This is a genomic window from Sodalis sp. (in: enterobacteria) (assembly GCF_036327475.1).
Lineage (GTDB): Bacteria > Pseudomonadota > Gammaproteobacteria > Enterobacterales > Enterobacteriaceae.
Genome location: NZ_CP132913.1, coordinates 1,438,649 through 1,463,970, shown reverse-complemented (window position 1 = coordinate 1,463,970; position 25,322 = coordinate 1,438,649). Strand labels below are relative to the sequence as shown.

Below are 25,322 nucleotides of genomic sequence, written 5' to 3'. Positions count from 1 at the left end.
GGGGAAATTCTGCGCGCCATCCGACCATTACTGCCACTTAAATTCCGCCGCTCAATTGGCAATATCATAAAGAACTCTGGCTGTGTAGCGATCCGCAGGCCAAGGTCGGCTGCTGGAGGGTATTACGCTGGTACGCGAGACCTTCCGCATGATGGGTAACCTGGTGCTTCTGAAAGTGATGACCGCGCTGCTGGCAGATGTTGTGCCTTAACGCCTGGCTAATGTTCAGCGTCTGGCAGAATACCGCTGAAAAACTCTCCGGCGCTCGTTTATCGGCCAACCGAAGTCGTAACCCATCTGATGCACCGGAAAGCGCTGCATCAATCAACCGCGCAGCAAGGACCCGAGGATAGGGAACATTTACGTTGACAAGTGCTGGCGCAGGTGGAATTCTGACCGTTGCCGGCCACCGGGCCGCTATTAGGTCTTGCTTGTCTGCAAGGAGTTTTGATGATGACGCAACCTCTACTGCCGGCGGACGAAACCATCTCTGCGCTAGCTGTGAGCAATTTCTCAACGACGCGCTGATAAATCATCCGGCATGGCCGCGGGAGCTGGCGGCGCAGCCACCTCGACTGGCGAGGTGGCTGGATTATGCCAGACTGTTGGCCTCTCCCATTGCGGCGGTGGATGATGAGGCGGGGCTAGTGCGCGAGCTGCGACTGTTCCAGCGTCGTATGTTGGTGCGTATCGGCTGGGCGTAGATCCTCGGTCTGTGTGATACTGGCGAAACGCTGACCCAGCTTAGCTAGCTGGCAGAAACCCCAATGATCGCCGCACGAGACTGAGTGTGGCATGCGTGTTGTCGCGAATGGGGCGTGTTCTACGGTGCTGATGGAACCCTTCAACCGCTGCTAATTTTTGGTATGGCCAAACTGGGCGCCGGCGATATCTGTAAAATGGGGTTTATCATCCAGATATTTCATTGATCCGCGGCGGTCGCGGACTGCATCTCCACGCGTGCGCTATTGCAGACGCTTGCGGCAATAGCAGACGCTTGCGGCAATAGGCGAACTGGGTCTGCTCGCGCCGGCGCAAAGCGCGCGCCTGGGTGAAACTATCTTTACTGGCGGCGGCTGAAAATCTGTTGCAGGGCATTCCGACGACCAGCAGACCAAAATGCTACCCACCGACGCGCTTAATCAGGCACGTCCGGCCTGGGGTACGACGAGGCAAACTGGCCGCCCACATGCAGTCGATGAGGGCGGTGTTTGATTGGCTCATAGGCGATAATACATCCGAGACATTGCAAGCGTCTGAGGCCGACGTCGCATGGATTTCCTGGCCCGCCTGGAACAGCATGTCGTCGATTTCCGTTGCGATGTGGCGAGATGCCGCAGCTGCTAACGCATATCGGTGATGGCGACACAGCGGACGTGGCGTTTGAACGCTTGGCGCCAGTGCTGCTCAGTGCCAGTGCTGCTCAGTATCGTCTCTCGCACCACGTATCTAGAGCTGCTGTTGGAGTACCCCGGCGCGCCGAGGTACTTGGTTTGCCTGTGCGCCGCGTCGTCGATGATCGCTAGCCAGCTGGCACGATATCCGCTGCTTCTGGATGAATTACTCGATTCTGCTACCCCCTACTACCGCCTCGACCTATGGCAAGCAGGCGTAGCAACTGCTTTATCTGCGGCTGGCGCAGCAGGTTATGCATTTATTCAGCACTCGAACTTCGACGGGGTACTGCATGAAGTGGACGCAAGGCTGCGCCCTGTCGCCGTTGGTATACTGTTCAGTACGCTTGCAGCATTCGAGGATTATCAGCTCATGAAGCCTAGCGTACTGTGCTGCGGGTGGCGATCCCGCTACGCTGCGCCGTGAGGTCAGTAAAGTGCGTGCCGAGATACGGCAACATTTGGCCAGTCAGTAATCTAACGTTTTCGATATCAAAACAGACGTGGCGGTATTACCGATATCGAATTTTAGCGCAGTATCTGGTGTTGCACCACGCCGCTAAAAACCCGACTGACGCGCTGGTCGGATAATGTGCGTATCTTCGAGCGGATGGCCAAACAGGGATTATTGATGGCGACGATGCCGATGGGCTGTGCGCCAGTTACACCACGCTGCGTCAGTCAGGTGCCGGTAGCGCAGTTCGCCCGCTAGCGCGCCTTGATCAGCCTCTGCTGGTACCAGTGGTCGGACCGAGGTGCACTGTGGCTGCCGTAATCGCGGAGCGCCATGTATTCGTGGGTCGTAATACCCTCGACGACCGCTTACGGCAGCGGCTTGGCTGTGTAGCGATCTATCTGCCGTGGGCGAACTAGAGCCAGGCGCGCAGGAGGCGATTTTTCCCGCCTGTGATATTATTGCGCTCATGAACAGGATCTCTTTGGAGTGCGTGAATGAAAGTGACCTTGCCTGATTTCCGCCGGGCGGATGTGCTGGTCGTTGGCGATGTGATGTTGGACCGATACTGGTACGGTCTTACCAGCCGGATTTCACCGGAAGCGCCGGTACCTATCGTAAAAGTGAACGTTATTGAGGAACGCCCAGGCGGGGCCGCTAACGTCGCGATGAATATCGGCGCGCTGGGCTGCCATTCGCGCCTGGTCGGCCTAACCGGTATTGACGATGCCGCCCGCGCACTGGGCGCGCGGCTTAGTGAAGTGGCAGTGATTTGCGATTTTGTTGCCGTTGCCATCCACCCCACGATAACTAAGCTACGGGTGTTATCACGTAATCAGCAGCTTATTCGCCTGGATTTCGAGCATGGCTTCGACAATGTTGACTCCGCTCCCATGTTAGAGCGTATCCAGCTCGCGTTGCCGAAAACCGGCGCGCTGGTGCTGTCCGACTACACAAAAGGCGCGCTAGCGCGCGTGCGCGAGATGATTGCACTGGCTCGGGCCGCCGGCGTGCCGGTGCTTGTCGACCCGAAAGGCACCGACTTCAGTCGCTATCGTGGGGCCACGCTGCTGACACCAAACCTGTCCGAGTTTGAGGCGGTGGCAGGGGCTTGCAAAGATGAGGAAACGCTGGTGAGCCGCGGCATGAAAATCATCGCCGACTATCAGCTTTCGGCGCTGTTGATTACCCGGTCGGAGCAGGGGATGACCCTACTGCAGCCGGGTAAAGATCCGTTAAATTTACCGACCCAGGCGCAGGAGATCTACGACGTGACCGGCGCCGGGGATACGGTCATTGGCGTGCTGGCCGCCGCGCTGGCCGCTGGTAATAGCCTAGAGGAGTCCTGTTTTCTGGCCAATGCCGCGGCGGGCGTGGTGGTCGGGAAATTGGGTACGTCGACCGTCAGCCCTATCGAGCTGGAAAACGCCATCCGCGGCCGCGCCGAAACGGGCTTTGGCGTAATGACAGAAAGCGAATTGAGGAAGGCCGTGGCGCTGGCGCGCCAGCGCGGCGAAAAGGTAGTGATGACCAACGGTATCTTCGACATCTTGCATACGGGCCACGTCAGCTATCTCGCCAACGCCAGCAGGTTGGGCGACCGGCTTATCGTGGCGGTAAACAGTGATGATTCCACCGAACGTCTCAAGGGGGAAGGTCGCCCGGTAAATCCTCTGGCGCAGCGCATGGCCGTCCTGGCGGCGCTCGAAGCCGTGGACTGGGTAGTGCCTTTTAGCGAGGACACGCCGCAGCGGTTAATTGCCAGCGTGCTGCCGGATGTACTGGTCAAGGGCGGCGACTATCAGCCGCATCAGATCGCTGGCAGTAGAGAGGTCTTGGACAACGGGGGCGACGTGCTGGTACTGAATTTTGAAGACGGCTATTCCACAACCGATATCATCAACGCCATTAAACGCGGCGAGCGGGGATAAGGAGCGCGCCGGTGGGTGTCCTGGTCGAGGCGAGCGGCACGTCAGTCTGGCAGCGTTTCCGCTGACGCCGTAAGGGGCTAGGGTCGTTATAGCTTCTTGAAGGTGTTTTTGGCCGGCTTGTCGTCTGCGCCGCCGACCTCAGGCACTACCTGTTCCATGGAGGAAACGTTGATGGTGTCGTCCACGCTACTTATGCCCGCGAGTTTCGATCCCGCTGCGGCTCCGGCAGGTGCTGCCGGGCTGACCGGTGGATCGCTCTTAGGCATGGTTTCCAGCGCGTTAAGGCGAAGTTCCAATTGACTCAGTTTTTCTCGGGTGCGCAACAGTACCTGGGTCTGCACGTCAAATTTTTCGCGGCTGACCAAGTCCATTCGGCTCAGCTGGTTTTGCAGCGCCTGACGGATCTTTGTTTCCACGTCGTCGCCTAAATCGCGGATGCCTTTCGGTAGCGATTCCTGCACCTGGCGGGCAAGCTGTTCAAGTTTCTTTAGATCAATCATCGTAGGTTCCCTAGTTGGTCAGAATGCATTAAGTGTAATGCCAGTTCCCCTGAGTGGAAAGCATTCATTGAAATTATGCGGTTGCTAATTGCTTCGGCAGCGGGTTGGCGCTATAGTATTCTTGTTTATTCTCAGGGCGGGGTGCAATTCACTCGGCGGTAAACCTGGCTAAATTATTGCACAGGAAGCCTGCAAGCACTCAGATTGCGTGCAATCTGAGATCAGCAGATCCCGAGGCCGACGGTGATAGTCGGGATGGGAGAGAGTAACGACGTCCAGGCGGGCTTATAGCCCGCTGTCGTTGTTTTTGGTCCGTTTGCGGTTACTCCTAAGTCTGCCCTGATTCTGGTAATCCATATTAATTATGAGGTTTATTTACCATGAATCAGACGCTTCTTTCCGAATTCGGTTCTCCGCTCCAGCGCGTGGAAAAAGCGCTGGAGGCGCTGCGAAACGGTCGCGGAGTACTTGTACTGGACGATGAAGATCGTGAAAATGAAGGCGATATGGTATTCGCCGCGGAAAACATGACTGTTGAGCAGATGGCGCTAACCATCCGTCACGGGAGCGGTATCGTGTGCCTGTGCCTGACCGAAGAGCGCCGCCAGCAATTGGCGCTGCCGATGATGGTTGAACGTAACAGCAGCCATTATCGGACCGCGTTTACCGTCACTATCGAAGCTGCTGAAGGGGTTAGCACTGGAGTATCCGCCGCCGATCGTCTGACGACAATTCAGGCCGCCATCAAAGATAACGCCAAACCCACCGATCTTAACCGTCCTGGGCATGTGTTCCCACTGCTCGCGCAGCCGGGCGGCGTACTGGTGCGCGGCGGGCATACCGAAGCAGCTGTAGATTTAACTACCCTCGCCGGCCTGAAGCCGGCGGGTGTGCTGTGCGAAGTGACCAATGATGATGGAACTATGGCGCGCATGCCGGAAATTGTGGCCTTTGCCAGGCACCACGGCATGCCGGTGCTCATTATTAAAGATCTGGTGACCTATCGTCGCTCTCTGGCGTGAAAAGCAAGCGGACCGTCCTGCTAGGCAGAGGGTGTCAGTGAGTCGCCAGCGCTAGGCTCCGCATTTCTGCCAAGTGTAAGCCATCACCTCATCTGTAAAGTGCTGCGCGGCAGCAATCATCACTGCCGCGGTATCCGCCGCCGTTATAGCGCGGTATTTTCGCCCGTTCCCGCAGTACCGTGCCGCGGCAAAACATGGTTGAACCCGCTCTCCAGCGGGCGGCGCTCTTGCTGCTTGCCCAGGATCATATCGGTGAAAAGCGTCTGCGCAGCGCGCAGGACAACGATATCCGTTCCGCTCCTTTAAACGCGGATACGGCGCGTAAGAACCGACGCTCACGTCTACCGCTGACACCAGCGATGGTGGACGCGTGCCCTGTTTCGGGGCCGTTTGCGCGTAGTCCCGAGGGCGTGGCGCAATGGCAGCTTTCGCCCAACTACCGCTGACCTTGCTCGTAGACGCGATGTCCTAACAAGATGGACAAGAGATTACTACCCACTAATCCGCTGGCGCCAAATAGCAATGCTGTTTTCATTTCGGTTATTCAATTTTCCTGATTATCTTCATCATCGTTATCTCAGTTCTTTGCACGGTGAAAGCGCTGATCTGATGTCATCAGCCGCCGTAAGTAACGCACCACAAATAAGGATATCCAATGAGTAACACACCAACATGCCGTCCTTTCCCTCTGTCACTGCAGTCCGGTGAACGTGCAGGAAGACAACTGCTACACCCGCATCTGGCAACAGCTTGGTCAGACACTGTCGTGGCCGAAGGACATCGTGGCCATTTCTGCCATTGGTATACGCAGGGCACTACCGTCACCACCATAGCGCAGCCACGCACTCTACACGATTTCGGCGGGTTTCCGCAGGAGCTTTCGATAAGCGTTACCCGGCGCCTGGATCGCCTGCGCTGACGCAACAAGTATGCTGGCGGCGCCGGTGGCGGTGCATGTATCCGAGGCGCGTATTCCAGTGGCGCAACTCAGTATCGACACAACGCGCGATACTGCTTACTATTTTGCCATCGGAAAAAACTGGCCGCGCTACGCGATGAAAGTGTGATACTGATGGCCAGTGGCAATGTAGTGCATAATCCACAGTACGCTGGCAGGACGAGGTTAAACCTTACTTGTGGGTACTGTCGTTCGTCAGTTCGTGTGCTGGAAACCCAGGTGTGCAAGAGGAAGCATATCCGCTTATAGCGTATCGGAAGCATCGGGATGCTGCGCTGTCCAACCCGTTACCGAAGCACTTTTGCCGTCGGTGTAGGTGGCTAAGGTAGCACGATGTTATTGTGCCGCCGCAGAATCAGTCAACGATGATGTGCGGATAAAAACGGGAGAGATCTTGGGTAATGATTTGCCCGTCTTCGCGCAGACCGATGCCGCAAGGTTGATCCGTTAACCAGCCAGCTACCGATCACCGTATAGCTGTCGCCAAAGCGGGATAGTGGCAAAAGGCCTGGACAATTGATCCCTTTTCTCCGTAAGGGCGTCCACCCGTGTGGCCTCTCGCCCTTGCTCAAAGACCCGTACGTTAGCGCCTTCCCGCGAGAACAGTGGTTTCATGACATAGTTGTTCATCGGCGGAAAATCGTCTTCAAAATAGGCCGGCAGCAAATTGGGATGGCCGGGAAATATCTACCAAAGCATCGGCAGCAGCGCCTTGTTGGATACAATGCATTTCCAGGCGGGTTCTAGCCAGCGCACGCCGGCGTCTTCTAGCTTGATAGAGAAATTTCGCACAGCATGAGCTCCCACGGATAGAGCTTGAACAGGTTGCTGATAACCTGATCCTGCATATCGGTAAATTACCCCCACTCACCCAGCCCCAGCTCTTCAATACGTATTAGGTAACCCGGCTTCCGTGGCGCAATCTTGGAGATACTGTACCGTGCCGCGATCCTCTTCGGTATTCTGGCAGCAGGTCAGTGAAGTAGGCTGAAACCGTGTTGCGACTGAAGTTCGGCGAAGCGGGCGATAAGCTTCTCCTGAAGGCTATTATACTGGTCGGCGTCAGCCGGCAACTGCCCGGCATTTAATTGATCTGCCAGCCAAATCCATTGAAAGAACGCTGCTTCGTACAGAGAGGTGAGCGTATCAGCATTGTTTCCCAACAGTTTTGGTGGGTGCTTGCCTCATACGATCAGATCTAGACGTGAATAGAGCGACGGCTGATGCGTTTGCCAGGCGTTGCGTACAAACGACCAGGTATATCGGGGGATCCGGAATTTGGTCATGCGCTCGTCGCTGGCCACCACTTTATCCACCATCTGCAAGCACATCTGATGAATCTCGGCGGTAGCCTCCTTCAGTGTTTCGATTTGCGTCAGGGTAAACTGATAGTAAGCGCCCTCACACCAGTAAGGCTCGCCGTATAGGGTATGAAAATTCAAGCCGTACTCGGTGGCTTTCTCGCGCCAGTCCGGCCTTTCTCTGGGGGGTAATTCGTTTCATCTCCTGTTAGCACCCATGACGCGATGCGTGCCGCTGCTGGTGCGCATGGCGCTCTGTTTGATGTCTCGCCGAAGCCGCCGCGAGGGTGATGGTCTGAGTGATTGCCGGCTCAGGCGCCATGACAGTCTTGGATGCGGTCATCGAGCGGCCGCTGGTGTCGACGAACTGGCCGCGCGCAGTATTGGCGTTACGCGACGTATCGGCGCCACCGTCTGCGGATCGGTCTGGACTATTTTGCCGAGCGTATTATTCAGTGTCACCAGATCCGCTTCGTTCAGCGTGCCGAGAAGCAGATTTGAGGTTTAATTGATTAAACAGACAACCGTAGCGCGCTTGGGAAATATTCCGCTTGCGATCATAAAGCGTGGTATAGCAAATTCGTTCATGGGCTAGCTCCTGCGACAGATGGCGCCGATAACAGGCTGAGGTTTCGGTTTTCCGATTCCTTTGGCATTAGTAATCGCATTGATACACTTGGCCTTAAGGCTTGCGATATTCAGCGTCGCAAACTGCGGATAATCAATGCCGGTTATCTAGTGCAGCACTTCTAGTGCATTGTCCGGATCATTACGGGCGCTCACTTCTGAGGCCAGAACCGTGTCATATTACGAGTGCGCATTCTGCACACTCGTAATGGCCACTAGGCCCAACGTTAAAGCGCCTGCTTCTTCGCTTCGGTATAAGACAGTGTGTCAATGGCGCTCAATACATTAAATAAGCAGCGGTATTAAGGATTAATGATTGCTCGCCGGTTTGCAACCACCGTTTTTCCTGGAGTGTCAGGGCACACCAATTCAGGGCGTGTCCTTCATTGATTTTCCAAAGGCTGCATCCAGAGCGGCGAAGATCCCGATTGAACAGTCTCGCCTGCTGATACACCTGTAGTATGTCTGATTCATTGCACTGAAGCCATCAAGATTCAGTGCAATGAGGAGAGGGAGCAGTTTCTTCCTTTTGAAACAGCAAAATTGCTAGTGTGGTAGCGCTACTAAAAATGGTGGTTAATTCTAGCAAACACTGGCGGACGGAATGGGTGGCTTAATGCGCCCGTACCGGAGCTATTTACAAAATCTATCATAAACCGTCAGTTTCCGGCAGGCTGACTTAGCTAGTCGGCCGCGGCGTTATCTGCCAATGGGAGCGCTATAATGACCTCTTCACATTTAGCCGTAATGATGTTGAAATGCTTTCCCATGAGACGTTATATAATGGCTTTTCAAGATGAAGCTTTACCACTTCCCGATTGTTTAATGGCAGAATGAGCCAGATGGTAACTCAGGAAATCTTTGAGCGCAGGTATGCGATTGTCTTATTACCCTATGATGTGCGGCGTAACCAGGTGCTATTAGCAGGTTGCCTGGCGTGAAGCCGTTGAGGAGATGGGACTAGCGGTGGGCTGCCGCAAACGGATGCCTCAGCTATCTGGCCAATCATAGCGGCTCCAGCGAACGCCTGACGGCGATGGTTGCGGTGGGGAAGTGGACGCGCTAAAAGCCGAGGGTATCCATGGACTGGTGGAGGAAAATGAAGATATCTGTCTGCATGCGGTGAGCCGCGAACAGGTGTGCCGCCGGAGGACGTGATCGATAACGCCGCCTCTGTCGTTGTTCTGCAATGGGCCGATTAATGATAAAGCGCTGCACGCCGATTTCCCTGAAATGATGTGGTTGTACGAAACCAACTTTGCCCAACTACACGCCGGTTGCTGCCGCCGATGAATCAGGTGGGTGAAACCGTCGCCTCTTAGGCGCATGGCGTCAGCTACCGGTTGACCATTCAGGAGTCCACCCGATACACAGCGTTTTGTGGAAATCACCCAGACCGCTATCCTCGATGAGATTGTCAGGCTCCATAACGCCACGTTGTGGAGCTGTGTTTCAGTCAGCAGGTCTCTTGCTTCAAAGCACGTCATGATTATCCGAACAAAAGTTACATCAATGTGATGAGAAACACTAAATCAACCAGTTCCTCGCGGACTGGTTGCGCTATTGTTTGGCGTATGGTGCCATGGCGGCGCCTGTTTGTTAGGCAGATTTCAAGAACAAAGGACAATCTTTGGAAAGCCTGTTGAAACTTCCTGTGGCGCGTGGAGCCAATATCAGGATTTTACAAATCACCGATACTCACCTGTTTGCGAGTGAGGACGAGACGTTGCTTGGGGTGAATACCTTGAACAGCTTCAGCGCGGTGCTGAGGGCGGTACAGGCTGAACAGCGGCATTTTGATTTAGTGGTTGCCACGGGTGACCTGGCACAGGATCACTCGCGCCAGGCATATCGGCATTTTGCCATCCGGATCGCGCGCCTGCCCGTACCCTGTGTCTGGCTGCCTGGCAATCATGACTTTCAGCCGGCGATGGTCAATGTGCTAGCGGAGTGCGGGATTTCCTGCGCCAAACAGGTGTTAATCGGCGACGAGTGGCAGTTGCTGCTGCTGGACAGCCAGGTCTACGGCGTGCCACATGGTGAATTGAGCGACTATCAGCTGGAATGGTTGGCGCAGGCGCTGGTCGGCCAGCCTAAACGCCATACGCTGCTGTTGCTGCACCATCATCCTTTCCCTTCTAACTGCATCTGGCTTGATCAGCACAGTCTGCGCAACTCACACATGCTGGCGAAGGTGCTACAATCCCATCAGCGGGTAAAGACTCTGCTGTGCGGCCACATTCATCAGGAATTGGACGTTGATTGGCTAGGCCGGCGCGTGCTGGCAACGCCTTCCACCTGCGTGCAGTTTAAACCGCACTGCACCAACTTCACCATCGACACCCTGGGGCCAGGCTGGCGCTATCTCGACCTGCTGCCTGGCGGCGCGGTACAGACCGAAGTCCGTCGTCTGGATGGGACTGAATATCTGCCCAACAGCGATTATGGAGGTTACTGATGGCGACACTTTTGTATATCCACGGTTTCAATAGCCTCCTCTTTCCGCCAAAGCCACCGCCCTCGGTCCTGGCTGGCGCGCCACCATCCCGATATCGAGCTGCTGGTGCCGCAGTTGCCGGTGTGCCCTGCCAATACGGCGGAAATGATGGAAACGCTGATGATGGAGCGGGCCGGGGACATGCTGGGGCTGGTGGGCTCGTCCCCTCGTCGGTTATTTTGCCACCCGACCATCGCAATCGTTTCTGTTGCCGGCGGTGGTAGTCAATCCGGCGGTGCGGTCGTTTGATTGGCTTATATTCAGCGAGTCAGCGAGAAATTGTTTTGGCGCCGCGGCGCCTATGATTTAAAGGTGATGCAGGTTGCAGTGTTAGAGTCGCCAGATCTTATCTGGTTGCTAGTGCAAAGCGGCGACAAGATCCTCGATTATCGCCATGAGTGGCCTATTACACCCATTGCCGCCCGACCCAACAGTCGGGCGGCAACCACGCTTTTGTCGGTTTTGAGAATTATTTTCATGCATTTTTGGTTCACAGAATATCTGCTTCCCGAAGGCCGGTCTTTGCGGTAGGCTCTCCAACAATTTGTCACGAAATATGATTCAAACCATGACTCAATCAAGCTATAACGCTAACGCGATAGAAGTGCTGAGCGGACTGGAACCGGTCCGCCGCCGTCCTGGGATGTACACCGACACCTCGCGGCCCAATCACCTTGGACAGGAAGTCATCGATAATAGCGTCGACGAGGTGCTTGCCGGCCACGCCCGACGCATTGATGTGATTTTGCATGCCGATCAGTCGCTGGAGATCACCGACGACGGCCGCGGTATGCCGGTGGATATCCATCCTGAAGAGGGCGTACCGGCTGTGGAGTTAATCCTCTGCCGTCTACACGCCGGTGGCAAGTTCTCCAATAAAAACTATCAGTTTTCCGGCGGTCTGAACGGGGTTGGGGTTTCGGTGGTCAACGCCCTGTCCACCCGGCTCGAGGTGACGGTGCGCCGCAACGGCAATGTCTACCGCATTGCGTTCGAGAATGGCGATAAAGTCGAAGATCTGAGCGTGGTCGGCACCTGTCCTAAGCGCAACACCGGCACCAGTGTCCATTTCTGGCCGGACGAGCGCTTCTTCGATAGCCCCCGCTTTTCGATATCCCGTTTGACCCATTCACTGAAGGCGAAAGCGGTGCTGTGTCCGGGCATGGAAATCGTCTTCCAGGATCAGGTCAATGACACCGAGCAGCGCTGGTGCTACCAAGCGGGCCTGACAGATTACCTCAACGAAGCGATAAATGGGCTTATCACGCTGCCAGAAGCGCCATTTGTGGGCGCGGTAAGCGGTGATACTGAAATGGTGGATTGGGCGCTCTTGTGGCTGCCGGAAGGAGGGGAACTTCTGACCGAAAGCTATGTGAATCTGATCCCCACACCGCAGGGTGGGACCCACGTTAACGGACTGCGTCAGGGGCTGCTGGACGCGATGCGCGGGTTTTGCGAATACCGCAATATTTTGCCGCGCGGCGTCAAGCTGTCGGCTGACGATATTTGGGAGCGCTGCGCCTATGTCCTATCGGTGAAAACGCAGGATCCGCAGTTTGCCGGCCAAACCAAAGAGCGGCTGTCGTCGCGGCAAAGCGCCGCCTTCGTTTCCGGAGTGGTGAAAGATGCCTTTATTCTTTGGTTGAATCAGAATATCCAGGTGGCGGAGCAACTGGCGGAACTGGCTATCGCCAACGCCCAGCGTCGCTTGCGCGCGGCGAAGAAGGTGGTGCGTAAAAAATTGACCAGCGGGCCGGCTCTGCCGGGCAAGTTGGCCGATTGTACTGCCCAGGATCTAGCGCGTACGGAATTGTTCCTGGTGGAAGGGGATTCGGCGGGCGGGTCCGCCAAACAGGCGCGCGATCGAGAATATCAAGCGATCATGCCGCTAAAGGGGAAGATCCTCAATACTTGGGAGGTCTCCTCCGACGAGGTGCTGGCATCGCAGGAAGTCCATGATATTTCGGTGGCGTTGGGTATCGATCCTGATAGCAACGATCTTAGCCAGCTGCGCTATGGTAAAATTTGTATCCTGGCAGATGCCGACTCTGATGGCCTGCATATCGCCACGCTGCTGTGTGCCTTGTTTATGCAGCATTTCCGCAAGCTGGTGGAGGATGGGCATGTTTACGTGGCGATGCCGCCGCTCTACCGCATCGATTTGGGTAAAGAGGTTTATTACGCCCTGGATGAGGAAGAGAAGACTGGCGTGCTGGAGCAGTTGAGACGCAAAAAGGGTAAACCCAACGTACAGCGATTTAAAGGGCTGGGGGAGATGAACCCGTTGCAGTTGCGTGAAACCACGCTCAACCCTAATACCCGCCGGTTGGTGCAATTAACGGTAGGGGCGGACGATGTGAAGCAGACGCTGGCGATGATGGATATGCTGCTGGCGAAAAAGCGCGCCGAAGACCGCCGCAACTGGTTGCAGGAAAGGGGTGACGAAGCGGAAATCGAGGTGTAAATCTTGAGGGATCTCCGGCGTTCGGTCTCAGAGTGCCACAGGCTTCTGGCCGCGACAACCGGCTTTCTTGCGGCTAAGGGATGGGTAGTCGATTCCGTGTCACTATGCTGTGCGTCTTCCTAGGCGTATAGCGAGGCATTTCACGGCGTTGCTACTTTCAGTGCGTTAAACACCTGCTTTATAGTCTATGCATAGCATGCCGAATGTTCCCTGTCGTGCATAGCCATGAGGGGTCGTTCTATTTCAGGGTCCATACTAGCGCTGACGTTCTGGCGATAATGGCTGGCGTAACGCGCCGCACCGGAGGCTGCAGAACGCCGCCTCAATCTTTCCGACTTTCAGCCTCCTATCGTCTGTGTTTCACCATTGAAGAGTATTAACGCTACACTCTCGACCCAGCCTTTGTGCGGATAGCGGATGCCTCAGTCTGTCGGTTGCTGCCGCCAGGCGTCGATGGTAGTATTTGACTGCTAAGACGTAAAGATGGCTAGATTCCAGGACGGCACTGATGTTGGCGGATCGTAACAAGGACGCGAAAATAAACCTTTAGCTGAACTGGTCGCTGCCTGCCGCTGGATAGGCGCGCGGGTTGGGGCTCGGCTACAGGCGGCAACATGTCACAGCGGCGAGATGCGCACAGTTGTTTTATCACCACCTCCGGGCTGAACAAGGGCGACATCAGCCCCGACGATTTTGTTGCGGTGGATATCCATACCAGCGAAACCCAGTCCTGGCTCCGGCCTTCCGCAGAAACCAGCTTGCATGCTTTCCTCTATCGGTGTTTTCCTAAGGTCCGGTTGCGTGCTCCATACTCATTCGGTCAGCGCCACCGTGCTATCGCGAGTGGAGCAAGGAAATGTCCTGCGGCTGTCCGGTTACAAGATGCAAAAACGCTAGCTGGTCAATCGGCGCACCAATGCGAATGGCGTCACCGTTTGTTGGAGGCCAAATGATCCAGGCGGTTATCACCGATACCGAAGGTACCACAAGCGATGTTCGTTTCGTCCATGAGGTGCTATTTCCCTACACCCGGCAACGGATGGCTGATACCACAGCGTGTCAACGCCAGCGAGATCGCGCTGGTACTACAAGTTCTACGCACCGAGATTGGCTGGCCAGATGCTGATGATTTGTTGACGGTGCTGTACGGCTTTGTGGTAAAGGATCCCCACCCGCTAAAGCTTTGCTGGGTATTATCTCTGGTGTGAGGGCTACCGACAAGGAGACTTTTCGGTCGTGTTTGCAATGATGTGATGCCGCAACTGCCGGCCTGGCGTCGGCAGGGGTAGCGCTCGGCGTTCATTCCTCGAAATCGATAATTTACGTTGGCGGTTCAGCTACTATTTTGGCGGCGGTGCTAAGCTATTTTATTTTTATCCGATATCTATCACAGGAGCTTGATGGCACCCGTGATGCCGGATGATGGCGCACATGTCAATTGATTCACGACGATCATTGTGCCAGCGGCAGCCATCCGCAAGGCGTGTCGTTATTGACGAGATCCTTCTACAGGAGTTTTAAATGAGCGCATTCGCGTACCGCGCCTGGGGCGCTGAGCTAGCAGCATCGTTAGTTCAGGTCGGCCGTATGCTAGGCTGGTTCCGCAAGTCTATCAATCAATGCAGCCATCATTCGCCGTCAACCGTCGTCGGTGGCCTCAGACGGTTCCTCTCTGAACGCAACGGCCGGTTCCCTCTCCTACCTGCCGCAATGTAACATGCCGGTATCCAAGCACCCAGCCGTCAATCAGCGCTGCCGGGTGACATCAAGGGCGGGATTGTAAACGTCCGCGCCGAAAGCTACCTGTTCGCCGGTCACTTCAGCAGCGTCGCGCTGCTCAATGGAAACGACATCGCTGCTGGGACAACTGATGTCACAAATGGTATGGGGCGCCGCCACGTAGAATGGCACACGATGCCAACGGGCTAGCACCGCCAGGCTTATAGGTACAGATTTTATTGGCGACATCGCCCGTTGGCGGCGATTCTTCCTCGACGACCAAAACGGCGTCCACCTTTCCACGTACCATCAGATCCACGGCCATCGCATCGCATATCAGCCGTTAAGGTACTCCCAGCTCTCCTAGTTTCCAGGCGGTAAGACGGCCGCCCTGTAGCAGTGGCCTGGCCGGGTTTTGCCCACCAATACCTGCGCGATGTTGCCTTGGCAATGAGCGAGAGTAATCACGCCCAGAGTGGTGCCGGTGCCGGTCGTTGCCAGCCAGCCAGTATTGCAGGGGTCAACAGGCGGCTTCCGTGTTTGATCAGCGCGGCACCATACCGGGCAATGGTGTCGTACGGCGTCCGATCTTCTCTTTCTCCATCAATTACAGCGCTTGCACATCAATTACAGCGCTTGCAGCCCCATTGCAGTGACGAAATCAGACTGCGCCAACGCATGCGCCATGTAGATTATTCATCAAATTTACCGCTGTCGGCCGCGCCGCACACAACCGACGCCACCTCGTTGGACGCCCGTGTCGCCAACATGCCTAAGCGGCCTGGGCCGCCGCCGCGGGATTTTCACGCGCGCCCGGTTACGCAAAGCGACTTTCTGTCGGGCGGGCGCCCCTTTCGCGACGGACGATTTTCTTACGGCCGATACGGTAAATCCTGGTTCTTCTATACTCAAATAACGATACCATCGACTTATGTCAAAATAATAATCACTTAATGAAAAAATATTTCTGTGGATAATTGCCACTATTTTTATCGTTAGCCTGCTGACGTTGACTGGTGTCTTGAAATTGATCCTCTGATTCCGACTGGCGCTAACGGCACGCCCATTAGCGCCAGCCTCCCTTCCCCTTGTTTTAGTGCGATCAACGACAATAATATCGTCGCAGCCGATCGTCGCAGCCGGCCCATACGTGTGGCGCCTGTTACGCTCTCGTGCATCTCTCTAAAATATGAAATGTGACATCCACCACGTCATCGCGAACATTGGCGCGATGGGCATCCATATGTGCGATTTTTTGGTGTTCCTCCAAATGCCGAATCTCTTCATTGTTCTAGCATAGAAATGGAGTCAGGAGCGGCTTTACGCCACGATACTTGCGCTTTATGGTCGGTAAGCAATATTCGCCACATCTATCTTCTGTCAGCACGTTCGGCCTGAGAACTTCAATAACGGCTAAAACCGCTTCTCTTATTTCACTTTCGTTTGTGAGCGCCATTGGTTAAGCAAAGACGCGGGCTGGATGCCCGTGATATTTTATCGCATCCGCGACCACTTATTATACCGGATGCAACAGGACCTAAGCCACGCTGACGTATTGGCGCCCGCGCGAGTCTTGTGACAGCAAGGGGCGGATAGGGTAGTATCATGCTCACGAACCCCATATCCGTAGCGTATGCGATGTGACTACTCACATGGCCATACCGCGGCCAGAGGAAACAATAATTAATGAGCGAACTGACTCATGACGGCGCCGAACACCTGGCGCTGCATAAATTTACCGAAAACGCCTACCTCAATTATTCCATGTACGTCATCATGGATCGTGCGCTACCGTTTATCGGCGACGGGCTCAAGCCGGTGCAACGCCGCATCGTTTATGCGATGTCGGAGCTAGGACTGAACGCCAGCGCGAAATACAAAAAGTCGGCGCGCACCGTCGGCGACGTACTGGGTAAATATCATCCCCACGGCGATAGCGCCTGCTACGAAGCCATGGTACTGATGGCGCAACCCTTTTCATATCGCTATCCGATGGTGGATGGCCAAGGTAACTGGGGGGCACCGGACGATCCCAAATCCTTCGCTGCCATGCGCTACACGGAATCGCGCCTGTCTCGCTATGCCGAAGTGCTGCTCGGCGAGTTGGGGCAAGGCACGGTGGATTACGTATCCAACTTCGACGGAACCCTGGAAGAGCCGAAGATGCTGCCGGCGCGGTTACCGAATGTGTTGCTGAACGGCACGACCGGTATCGCGGTCGGGATGGCGACCGATATACCGCCCCATAACATTAATGAGGTGGCCGCCGCGGCGATTGTGCTGCTGGACAACCCTTCCGCCACGTTGGAAAACTTGCTGGAATATGTAAAGGGGCCGGATTTTCCCACCGAGGCGGAGATCATTACTCCCCATGACGATCTGCGCAAGATTTATCAAACCGGCCGTGGCTCCGTGCGCATGCGCGCGCTATGGACCATCGAGGAGGGTGAGGCAATTATCAGCGCGTTGCCGCATCAAGTGTCCGGCGCTAAGGTTCTAGAGCAGATAGCCAGTCAAATGCGCGCGAAAAAATTGCCGATGGTGGAGGATTTGCGCGACGAATCAGACCATAAAAACCCAACCCGCTTGGTTATTGTCCCGCGCTCCAACCGCGTTGACCTGGTTCAGGTCATGAACCATCTTTTCGCCACTACCGATTTGGAACGCAGCTATCGCGTCAATATGAACATGATCGGGTTAGACGGCCGACCGGCGGTGAAAAACCTGCACGAGATTTTGTCAGAATGGTTGGTTTATCGTCGCGACACTGTACGCCGCAGGCTGAACTTCCGCCGGGAGAAAGTCCTGCGCCGGTTGCATATCCTGCACGGCCTATTGGTGTCCTACCTCAACTTAGATGAGGTTATCCACATTATCCGCACCGAGGATGAGTCGAAACAGGTTCTGATGCAGAGATTCGGGCTGAGCGAAACCCAGGCTGATGCCATTCTCGAATTAAAACTCCGCCACTTAGTCACATTGGAAGAAATGAAGCTTCGCCGCGAACAGGATGATCTTGGGAAGGAACGCGACAAAATTCAGGCGATTCTGGCCTCGGAACGCAAGCTGAGCAACCTGCTGAAAAAAGAAATCGAGGTGGATGCCGCCGCTTATGGCGATGCGCGCCGCTCGCCGCTGGTGGAACGCGACGAAGCGAAAGTGCTGAGCGAAAATGAGTTGATTCCGTTGGAGCCGGTGACGGTGATCTTGTCGACCATGGGCTGGGTGCGCAGCGCCAAAGGCCACGATATCGATCCGAGCGGGCTCGGCTACCGATCCGGCGACAATTACCTATCGTCGGTACGTGGCAAGAGCAACCAACCGGTGGTGTTTATCGACTCTACGGGACGCAGCTACGCCCTAGAGCCTGCCAGTCTACCGTCGGCGCGCGGCCAGGGAGAGCCGCTAACCGGTAAACTAGCGCTACCGCCGGGCGCCTCGGTGGAGCAAATGCTCACCGGCGCTGACGATCAGAAATTGCTGATGGCCTCCGATGCTGGCTACGGTTTCGTGTGCAGTTTTAGCAACTTAGTGGCGCGCAATCGCGCTGGTAAGGCGCTGTTGACACTGCCGGAAAATGCCAAAGTCATGCCGCCGCTATGGATAAAAGGCGCCGCCGATAAGTTGTTGGCATTCACCCAAGCCGGGCGTTTGCTGATGTTTCCAGTCGACGATCTGCCGCAGTTGTCTAAAGGAAAAGGCAATAAAATCATTTCCATCCCCTCTGCGGATGCGGCGGCGGGTAAGGATCGTCTTACCGGTCTGTATCTGCTGTCCACCAAAGCCTCCGTTACTTTCTATGTCGGCAAACGCAAGCTCACTCTTCGCCCGGAAGACTTGCAGCAATTCAGCGCTAAACGCGGGCGCAAGGGAACGTTGTTGCCACGCGGACTGCAACAAATCGATCGGGTGGAAATCAACGATCCGCTGGCTGGCGCTAGCGCATAATACCTGTGCCGGCCGAGTATCCACGCTCAATTTTCTCTACGGTGACAGGCGATAATCCACTGTGTTGTTTAACACTGCTAGACGGCCGAGGGGAATAGCCGTGTATTTTGTCAGAAAGCCGGTATACTAGCGACGGCTGAATGTTAGGGGGTAACTATGCTCGCTATTATTCGCACCATTTTGGTGGTGCTGTTGTCGATAATCATCTGTGTTTTTGGCTTGATTTATTGCTTGTTCAGCCCGCGAGACCCTTGTCATGTCGCTACCTTCGGCCGCTGGTTTGGCCGTATGTCACCCCTGCTTGGTATACGAGTGGAAGTTCGTCATCCCAAAGGCGTGACGCTGCCGCAGAATTGCATTTATATTGCCAATCATCAGAACAACTACGATATGGTAACCGCGACTCATGTCGTGCAGCCGCGCACTGTAACGGTGGGGAAAAAAAGCCTACTATGGATTCCGCTGTTTGGGCCGCTTTACTGGTTGACCGGCAATTTGCTTATCGATCGCGATAACAGTGCCCACGCCTATAGCACACTTACCAAAATCGTACAAAGTATCAAAAAGCGCAATATTTCCATTTGGATGTTTCCAGAAGGGACCCGCAGCCGCGGTCGCGGTTTGCTACCCTTTAAAACCGGAGCGTTCTATAGCGCGATTGCCGCCGAGGTTCCTATTGTGCCGATTTGCGTCTCCAACACCTCGAACAAAATAAAACTCAATCGCTGGTCTAACGGCTTGGTCATCATCGAAATTTTGCCGTCGGTTGAAACGGCCGGTTACAGCCGTAAGCAGGTACGCGAATTGACCCGACACTGTCAGGAAGTGATGAAAAATAAAATCGACGATTTGAACACGGAAGTGGCCAGGCGAGAAACGCTGGAGCGCTGAAAGCTTTTAAACCTCAGACCGTCTGTCACGAACGGCGGGTGTTGAAGCCTTTTCCTTTAATGTCGGCCGTAACGATGTTTGTGGCTACGACGAATAGAGACATGGGGGCAATTTGGTCACGATGTACAGTTGATAATTTCCCGGCCTGACGCAGGTCGGACATAACAAGAGAAGTTTTGCCGTGTCTAACGGAGCAGATATGTTACTCAGTCGGCGTCGGTTTATTCAGATATACGGGGGTACGCTTATGGCCAGCGCGCTACCGCTGCGGACGCGAGCCGCCGATGCGCCCGTGGCGCTGCCGATCCCACCCTTGCTGGAATCACGCCGCGGGCAGCCGTTATTTTTGACACTGCAGAGTTCGCACTGGACCTTTGCCGCCGGCCGACGCGCCGCCACCTGGGGCATCAACGGCGGTTATCTCGGCCCGACGGTTCGAGTGTTCAACGGTGATGACGTAAAACTTATTTATAACAATCGGCTGAATGAATCTGTGGCGATGACCGTCAGTGGTCTGCAGATGCCCGGCACGCTAATGGGTGGCGCGGCGCGGATGATGTCGCCAGGCACGGACTGGTCGCCTGTGTTGCCGATCCGTCAATCGGCGGCCACCTGTTGGTATCATGCCAATACTCCCAATCGTATGGCACCGCATGTCTATAACGGCCTGGCGGGGCTATGGTTGGTGGAGGATGCTCTAAGCAAAGTTCTGCCGTTACCGAATCATTACGGCGTCGATGACTTCCCGCTTATCATCCAGGACAAACGGCTGGATAATTTCGGTCAGCCAGTGTACAACCCACCCGCCAGCGGCGGTTTCCTTGGTGATACTCTGCTGGTGAACGGCGCGCAGAGTCCCTTTGTGGAAGTGTCGCGCGGTTGGGTGCGTCTGCGACTGCTCAATGCCTCCAACGCTAGGCGTTATCAGTTGCAACTCAACGACGGTCGCACCATACAGGTCGTTGCCGGCGACCAGGGGTTCTTGCGTGCGCCGGTGCCGGTCACCCGGCTATCGCTAGCGCCTGGCGAGCGGCGTGAAATTCTCATCGATATGTCCAAAGGGAAAAACGTGGCCATCACCGCCGGCGAAGCGGCTGGTCTGATAGACCGGGTACGCGGCCTTTTTGAACCCTCATCAATACTGGTCAATACCACGGTGCTGACGCTTAAACCGACCGGGCTGTTACCATTGGTCACCGATAACCTGCCGATGCGTTTGTTGTCCGATCAGCTAATCGACGATGGCATCAGCCGCACCCGCGAATTCTACCTCGGGGGGGCTACACCCGATATCAATGGTGTGTTGTGGAATATGAACCGCAACGACTTTCAAAGTTTACAGGGCAGTTTCGAACGCTGGATAGTCCATACTAACACCCCACAGGCATTCCATATTCAGGGGGTGGCTTTTCTGATCAAACGCGGTAATGGCAGCACGCCATTGCCAGAAGATCAGGGTTGGAAAGATACGGTATGGGTGGATAACGAAGTGGAACTGCTGGTTTGGTTTCCACAGGTAGCGCCGGAGCACTTTCCTTATCTTTATTACAGCCAGATGCTGGAAATGGCCGATCGCGGCGCTGCGGGGCAATTTATCGTACGGCCCGCAGCCCTGGACTAACCGGCAGCGAAGAGTGCGACACGGCCGTGAGGTACCGCTGCAACCGCGCTGCCACCCTCGAGGCGCCCAATCGCCCGGTTAAACACCCCATTACCACCCTTCGCCAGAGGACTCCAGGATTCGGTCAAAATCTGGTGCCAGGCATCGAAGTCTCGTAACGCCTGTTGCTGCAACAGCGGATACAACTCAATTTGGTTTATCACTGGCATCACGCCGGTTTCGTCCAGTAGGCGTTGAAACGGTGCGGCTCGCGATTACACACTCCGATGCTTTTGCCAGTCCTTCTTCCTTCAGTTTCACCATGTTGCGCCAGGCCTGTACATGGTTATCCTTGCTCGGTACCGGCCGGTGCGTTAAATAAAGATCGGCCATGGTTTTGATCGCTGCTCCACAGTTTAGTGGAAATAAACAGATCTTCCCGCGCCACCGTGGCGCTCTGCAGTACCTGGCCGACACCCTCTTCGTTTTTGTAAATAGCCGCGGTATCAATAGAGTGATAGCCGACCTCCAGCGCCTCCTCGATTGCGGTGACCACTTCTGGTTACTGGCTTTCCAGACCCACATAAACCCAACTGCGGCATGGTATGTTCATCGTGAAATATGACCATAAGTTGTGTCGCCATGCTTTCTCCTTTTGCCCAAGCGCCGCACCCGGACGGCGGTGGCCACGAGTGATGGGATAAGTTTAGTTTTGGTGGAAAAAGAGCCCGCCGCGGCATCGGCGATGCGTTAGGGCCACTGTGCGCGCAGTGATATTGGGTGGTGACCCGCTTCACGCTACGGCGAGGGGGGAAAGGCAGGCTGTAACAGAATTGCCTGCGTGACGGGCCTGGTGGCGTTTTCAGTCACCGCCGGCAGATAATCAGCAGCACGCTGCCTGTCAGACCAGTGGACCAGCATCATCACGGGCAGGGCGATTAGCGCCATCATCACCTGATCTTTATGATGTTTCACAACCGGCACATGGCTGATAGCATAGCCAAGGACACCAGCACGGTAACTCAGATTAGCACGGCTTAACCAATTGAACAGCCAGCAGCATGGTCAGCCCGTGACGATCAAACAGGGTTGCAAGCGCGCAGGTGATGGTGGGCGGGCAGATGGGCAATCCGCTTCTGACGATACGCATATCACCAAGCCAGCGTCCCTGCGCAGGTAGCTGAGCCAGCAGCCGAAACCAGCCGCCGCGCTGAGAGTGATGAGCGTGAGGGAAAACGCCATGACACCTTTGGCGACCATCGTGCCCGAGAGCAGCAGTAGACGACTATCACCCGGCAAGTGGCGGGCCGTGTGGTCACCAGCTCTTCCGGCTGATTCGCCAATATCAGCGACTCGAAACTCCACATGAGTAAGCCATGCTGAAATGAGTGAAGCGGTCCAGATAATGCAAAAGAGAACAGCCTGCTGGCCCGGCGAGGTCGCGCACAAAGACGTCATGCCCTTTGCTGCTTGGCAGTGTCGAGTGATTGATTACCGCCACCTCAGGACGCTGCGCCAACCAGCGCGCCACACGCGCGGGCCGTTTCCTCATGCTGTGTTTTAGCCAGATACAGAACGTACGCAGCCCCGCGCGCCATATACGCAGTATCGGCGCCAATCATCTATCCCATCCAGATAGAATTGCTTGCGCAATTGGTCCCAGCAGCGTGCGTTGGCTACCGCGGTACCGATCATCGCATCGGAATGGCTGATCAGATACTTAGTGCCGGCTTGAGGGGAGATATCGACGCCAAAATCCAGCGCCTTAAGTAATATGTCTGTCGCCAGGTATATCCAGCACAATGACGATATCTGGATTTCTGGCCCGCACCGCACGCGTTCCGCATTTCCATGGTTGATTAGAGGGCCAATATCCGCGCTCTATCTCTGTGGTACCGCAGGGATAGAGCGCGTAACCGGCACCTCCTTCGAACTCCACCATCGCTTGCTGCAATGAAAAATGAGTAGACGTACCTCGCCAGTCATAAAACAGCTCACTGTTGGCGCGTCCCGCCGTCGCCCTCTCCTTATGCTGGACTGAGTTAAAATCAGCGAGGATGCCCTGTGCGGCAATAAATGTTATTGTTATAACAGCTTCTCTCATGGGGATAAGTGTCAATTACCGCCCTGTCATGACGATCGGCGTGGTCTCGTCGACCGCGGGTGACCCTAGGTTTGTCGTTTTTATTGTTGTTTAGTGCATTTTGCTTTGTTTTCTACCGGAAAGGCTATTGCCTTGTCTTTCCACGACCCTGCGCCATCACGACCATGAGTTGTGTCGCTAGAATGCATCCATGACGCCTCAACGAGCGCCTCGCGTACCGTCGATGCTCGGCAAGCGCAGAAGGCGCATGGGCGATGCGCTTACGGGCGACATCCTGTCCGCTTACCTCACGACGGAACACCGCCGGGTCTGCAGGCCGGCACTAAGACACCGCGCGGGGCGCCGCCAACACAGTTGGCATCCTATGGCAGCAAGTCGTCGAGGAGCAAGTCGCGCACCGAGAGTCGCCAGTCCAAGGGCAGCACCTTGACTGCTGGCATGGACATGAAGCTGGATACGGGGCGGGACATTATTCTGCAGTCCGTGCAGAACATCGAAAATACCGTTGAATAGCATCGAAGATAGCCATGTTTGGCGTAGGCATCGGCGCTGATTCAGGCGGCTGTGGCATCAGCGTTTCCGTTGGCGTCAATGTAGGTCAGGGCCATGAAGCGCTCAGGACAGCGACCGCTATGATGATGTGCCAAACAACAAGACGCACCGCTGGCGGGCAGCTTCACGTTTGGTGCGATGACCGGTTCGACCTTGTCAGTACTGGCCAAGATAAGCTTCAAAGTCACTTTGACGACGTGAAGGCGCAGACCGGGCCATTTGTGGGTGAGGACGGATATAAGTTCAGGCACAGACACGTTTCACACTTGATGGCGCAGTGATAGCCAATCAGGCGGGAAAAGGGTACAATCGTCTTGATACCGGTACGCTCGGCTGGCGCGATATCCATAATCAGGCGGTGTTCAAGTGAAGCATAGCGATAACTGATTCATCGGAGGGCCGGTCGACAAAGATCTCTTGACCAATATGGTCGGCAGCATGCTCTCAGGCGCCAACAACAGTAGAGACAATGAGGGCACCACTCACTTCAGGATTAGCGAAGGCACCTTCATCTATGATCATGGCAGGCAATAACAGGACGTAGCACAGCTTAAGCGGGAGGCATGGCTTGGCAACGCCGGCATTAGTTCACTCTTTGAGGGCAGGGCCGGCCAAAAGCACAGCTGATAGGCAACCTTGGCGCTCAAGCCGTTGAAAGCGCAAAGGGCCCAACCGCGCTGTTCCCGGGCTCGAGAGCAATTGCAGAGGGACGGAAAGAAGGTGCATGAGGGGCACGCTCACGGCGCTGGCGAGAAGTGACCTGTTGTGGCGCTGACGAGCGGTGCCTCGCCAAACCTGGCAACGGAGATTAGCACCTGACTACCGCCCGTTAACAGGAATGGCGCACGCGCTACCAGCGCGTTGACGACACAACTGAATTATCAATCGGCAGTCGCCGGCGTCGGATGTTGGTGGGTAAAACGCTGGAGCAACTAAGCGTAAGCGAAAAACAGCAGGTTAGTCCAACTGGCCGCTGAACTTTCTGACGGGCCTGGTGACGGGGGATGCTGGCGGCGTGGTGACGACGGCTCAGACCGGAAAGAATGCAGTAGAAAATAACCTCATAAGGACAATATCTTCCGACAGCGTGGACAAAATTGTTGAGAAAATTGAGAGCGGCGACAAGATATTAGCCACTGCCAATAAGTTAATTAAGCTGGAAATTCCGGCAAACGTAGCGATGCACTGGTGTCTGAATTTACCAAAGATCCTTCACAACTGACCAATTCAGAACGTACTGAGTTAGCAGGTTATCTGCGAGTTGAAAATGGAAAAGGAATACGGTCCTACGGTTGCGTATGAACTGGTTAAAGGAGTGATGTCATGGAGCCAACTACGTCAAACGTAATCCTGATTCTGA

18 protein-coding genes and 11 pseudogenes are annotated in these 25,322 nt (G+C 55.3%); 21 read left to right on the top strand and 8 right to left on the bottom strand.

Features of this window, described 5'->3' with window-relative positions; genetic code table 11:
* Positions 1-431 precede the first annotated feature (431 nt).
* From GPOALKHO_RS07885 to hldE, 4 genes and pseudogenes are all read left to right on the top strand, one after another.
* Positions 432-704, top strand: coding sequence for a hypothetical protein (locus GPOALKHO_RS07885; RefSeq protein WP_406702022.1), 273 nt, complete (start codon positions 432-434; stop codon positions 702-704).
* Positions 705-1,416: 712 nt separating this feature from the next.
* Positions 1,417-1,584, top strand: a pseudogene (locus tag GPOALKHO_RS07880) (hypothetical protein); the annotation flags it as partial.
* 108 nt (positions 1,585-1,692) lie between these two features.
* Positions 1,693-1,821: a hypothetical protein gene (locus tag GPOALKHO_RS07875; protein ID WP_406703451.1), complete on the top strand. Its 129-nt coding sequence runs from the start codon at positions 1,693-1,695 to the stop codon at positions 1,819-1,821.
* A gap of 524 nt (positions 1,822-2,345) precedes the next feature.
* Positions 2,346-3,779, top strand: a complete 1,434-nt coding sequence (gene hldE, locus GPOALKHO_RS07870) for a bifunctional D-glycero-beta-D-manno-heptose-7-phosphate kinase/D-glycero-beta-D-manno-heptose 1-phosphate adenylyltransferase HldE (RefSeq protein ID WP_406702021.1) — start codon at positions 2,346-2,348, stop codon at positions 3,777-3,779.
* 248 nt (positions 3,780-4,027) lie between these two features.
* Here hldE and GPOALKHO_RS07865 read toward each other — a convergent pair.
* Positions 4,028-4,279: pseudogene (locus GPOALKHO_RS07865) on the bottom strand (accessory factor UbiK family protein); the annotation flags it as partial.
* Between the two features lie 380 nt (positions 4,280-4,659).
* Here GPOALKHO_RS07865 and ribB point away from each other — a divergent pair.
* From ribB to GPOALKHO_RS07845, 4 genes and pseudogenes are all read left to right on the top strand, one after another.
* Positions 4,660-5,301: a 3,4-dihydroxy-2-butanone-4-phosphate synthase gene (ribB, locus tag GPOALKHO_RS07860; protein WP_406702020.1), complete on the top strand. Its 642-nt coding sequence runs from the start codon at positions 4,660-4,662 to the stop codon at positions 5,299-5,301.
* 194 nt (positions 5,302-5,495) lie between these two features.
* Positions 5,496-5,747 (top strand): hypothetical protein, encoded by a 252-nt coding sequence (locus GPOALKHO_RS07855; protein ID WP_406702019.1) that lies wholly within the window; start codon positions 5,496-5,498, stop codon positions 5,745-5,747.
* A 258-nt stretch (positions 5,748-6,005) separates the two neighbouring features.
* Positions 6,006-6,226 (top strand): annotated as a pseudogene (locus tag GPOALKHO_RS07850) (4,5-DOPA dioxygenase extradiol); the annotation flags it as partial.
* 4 nt (positions 6,227-6,230) lie between these two features.
* On the top strand, positions 6,231-6,368 hold the full coding sequence (locus tag GPOALKHO_RS07845; protein WP_406703507.1) for a hypothetical protein: 138 nt from the start codon (positions 6,231-6,233) through the stop codon (positions 6,366-6,368).
* Between the two features lie 246 nt (positions 6,369-6,614).
* On the opposite strand, the pseudogene GPOALKHO_RS07840 reads toward GPOALKHO_RS07845, so the two are convergent.
* Both GPOALKHO_RS07840 and GPOALKHO_RS07835 read right to left on the bottom strand, forming a co-directional pair.
* Positions 6,615-7,701, bottom strand: a pseudogene (locus GPOALKHO_RS07840) (glutathionylspermidine synthase family protein).
* Positions 7,702-7,899: 198 nt separating this feature from the next.
* Positions 7,900-8,661, bottom strand: a pseudogene (locus tag GPOALKHO_RS07835) (hypothetical protein).
* Positions 8,662-8,945: 284 nt separating this feature from the next.
* Here GPOALKHO_RS07835 and GPOALKHO_RS07830 point away from each other — a divergent pair.
* From GPOALKHO_RS07830 to GPOALKHO_RS07795, 8 genes and pseudogenes are all read left to right on the top strand, one after another.
* Positions 8,946-9,389 (top strand): annotated as a pseudogene (locus GPOALKHO_RS07830) (ADP-ribose diphosphatase).
* 31 nt (positions 9,390-9,420) lie between these two features.
* Positions 9,421-9,790, top strand: a pseudogene (locus GPOALKHO_RS07825) (DUF1249 domain-containing protein).
* A gap of 27 nt (positions 9,791-9,817) precedes the next feature.
* A complete protein-coding gene (cpdA, locus tag GPOALKHO_RS07820) occupies positions 9,818-10,645 on the top strand; it encodes a 3',5'-cyclic-AMP phosphodiesterase (RefSeq protein ID WP_406702018.1) in 828 nt (275 codons plus the stop codon).
* A pseudogene (locus GPOALKHO_RS07815) lies at positions 10,645-10,932 on the top strand (YqiA/YcfP family alpha/beta fold hydrolase); the annotation flags it as partial. The gene cpdA and the pseudogene GPOALKHO_RS07815, both read left to right, overlap by 1 nt.
* Positions 10,933-10,975: 43 nt before the next feature.
* Positions 10,976-11,244: pseudogene (locus GPOALKHO_RS07810) on the top strand (YqiA/YcfP family alpha/beta fold hydrolase); the annotation flags it as partial.
* Between the two features lie 8 nt (positions 11,245-11,252).
* Positions 11,253-13,148 (top strand): DNA topoisomerase 4 subunit B, encoded by a 1,896-nt coding sequence (gene parE / locus GPOALKHO_RS07805; RefSeq protein ID WP_406702017.1) that lies wholly within the window; start codon positions 11,253-11,255, stop codon positions 13,146-13,148.
* Positions 13,149-13,762: 614 nt separating this feature from the next.
* Positions 13,763-14,101 carry a class II aldolase/adducin family protein gene (locus GPOALKHO_RS07800; RefSeq protein ID WP_406702015.1) on the top strand — a complete coding sequence of 113 codons (339 nt, stop codon included), beginning with the start codon at positions 13,763-13,765 and terminating at the stop codon, positions 14,099-14,101.
* Between the two features lie 39 nt (positions 14,102-14,140).
* On the top strand, positions 14,141-14,356 hold the full coding sequence (locus tag GPOALKHO_RS07795) for a hypothetical protein (protein ID WP_406702014.1): 216 nt from the start codon (positions 14,141-14,143) through the stop codon (positions 14,354-14,356).
* A 449-nt stretch (positions 14,357-14,805) separates the two neighbouring features.
* Here the strand turns inward: GPOALKHO_RS07795 and GPOALKHO_RS07790 are convergent.
* Positions 14,806-15,600 (bottom strand): annotated as a pseudogene (locus tag GPOALKHO_RS07790) (S-methyl-5-thioribose-1-phosphate isomerase); the annotation flags it as partial.
* Between the two features lie 953 nt (positions 15,601-16,553).
* Between GPOALKHO_RS07790 and parC the strand changes: the two are divergent.
* The 3 genes from parC to ftsP all read left to right on the top strand — a co-directional run bounded on the left by parC (position 16,554) and on the right by ftsP (position 21,327).
* Positions 16,554-18,815 carry a DNA topoisomerase IV subunit A gene (gene parC / locus GPOALKHO_RS07785; RefSeq protein WP_406702012.1) on the top strand — a complete coding sequence of 754 codons (2,262 nt, stop codon included), beginning with the start codon at positions 16,554-16,556 and terminating at the stop codon, positions 18,813-18,815.
* Between the two features lie 156 nt (positions 18,816-18,971).
* Positions 18,972-19,706, top strand: coding sequence for a 1-acylglycerol-3-phosphate O-acyltransferase (locus GPOALKHO_RS07780; RefSeq protein WP_406702011.1), 735 nt, complete (start codon positions 18,972-18,974; stop codon positions 19,704-19,706).
* A gap of 199 nt (positions 19,707-19,905) precedes the next feature.
* A complete protein-coding gene (gene ftsP, locus GPOALKHO_RS07775; RefSeq protein ID WP_406703449.1) occupies positions 19,906-21,327 on the top strand; it encodes a cell division protein FtsP in 1,422 nt (473 codons plus the stop codon).
* Positions 21,328-21,389: 62 nt separating this feature from the next.
* Here ftsP and GPOALKHO_RS07770 read toward each other — a convergent pair.
* The 4 genes and pseudogenes from GPOALKHO_RS07770 to GPOALKHO_RS07755 all read right to left on the bottom strand — a co-directional run.
* Positions 21,390-21,950 (bottom strand): annotated as a pseudogene (locus GPOALKHO_RS07770) (aldo/keto reductase); the annotation flags it as partial.
* A 154-nt stretch (positions 21,951-22,104) separates the two neighbouring features.
* Positions 22,105-22,281 (bottom strand): hypothetical protein, encoded by a 177-nt coding sequence (locus GPOALKHO_RS07765; RefSeq protein WP_406702010.1) that lies wholly within the window; start codon positions 22,279-22,281, stop codon positions 22,105-22,107.
* A gap of 585 nt (positions 22,282-22,866) precedes the next feature.
* Positions 22,867-23,142, bottom strand: coding sequence for a PLP-dependent transferase (locus tag GPOALKHO_RS07760; protein ID WP_406702008.1), 276 nt, complete (start codon positions 23,140-23,142; stop codon positions 22,867-22,869).
* Complete coding sequence (locus GPOALKHO_RS07755) at positions 23,072-23,410, bottom strand: hypothetical protein (protein WP_406703505.1); 339 nt, start codon at positions 23,408-23,410, stop codon at positions 23,072-23,074. The genes GPOALKHO_RS07760 and GPOALKHO_RS07755 overlap by 71 nt, the downstream gene beginning before the upstream one ends.
* Before the next feature lie 171 nt (positions 23,411-23,581).
* Between GPOALKHO_RS07755 and GPOALKHO_RS07750 the strand changes: the two genes are divergently transcribed.
* Both GPOALKHO_RS07750 and GPOALKHO_RS07745 read left to right on the top strand, forming a co-directional pair.
* The gene (locus tag GPOALKHO_RS07750) at positions 23,582-23,923 is read left to right on the top strand and encodes a hypothetical protein (RefSeq protein WP_406702006.1); all 342 of its coding nucleotides are present in this window, start codon (positions 23,582-23,584) and stop codon (positions 23,921-23,923) included.
* A gap of 1,033 nt (positions 23,924-24,956) precedes the next feature.
* Positions 24,957-25,184 (top strand): VENN motif pre-toxin domain-containing protein, encoded by a 228-nt coding sequence (locus tag GPOALKHO_RS07745; RefSeq protein ID WP_406702005.1) that lies wholly within the window; start codon positions 24,957-24,959, stop codon positions 25,182-25,184.
* The last annotated feature ends 138 nt before the right edge of the window (positions 25,185-25,322 follow it).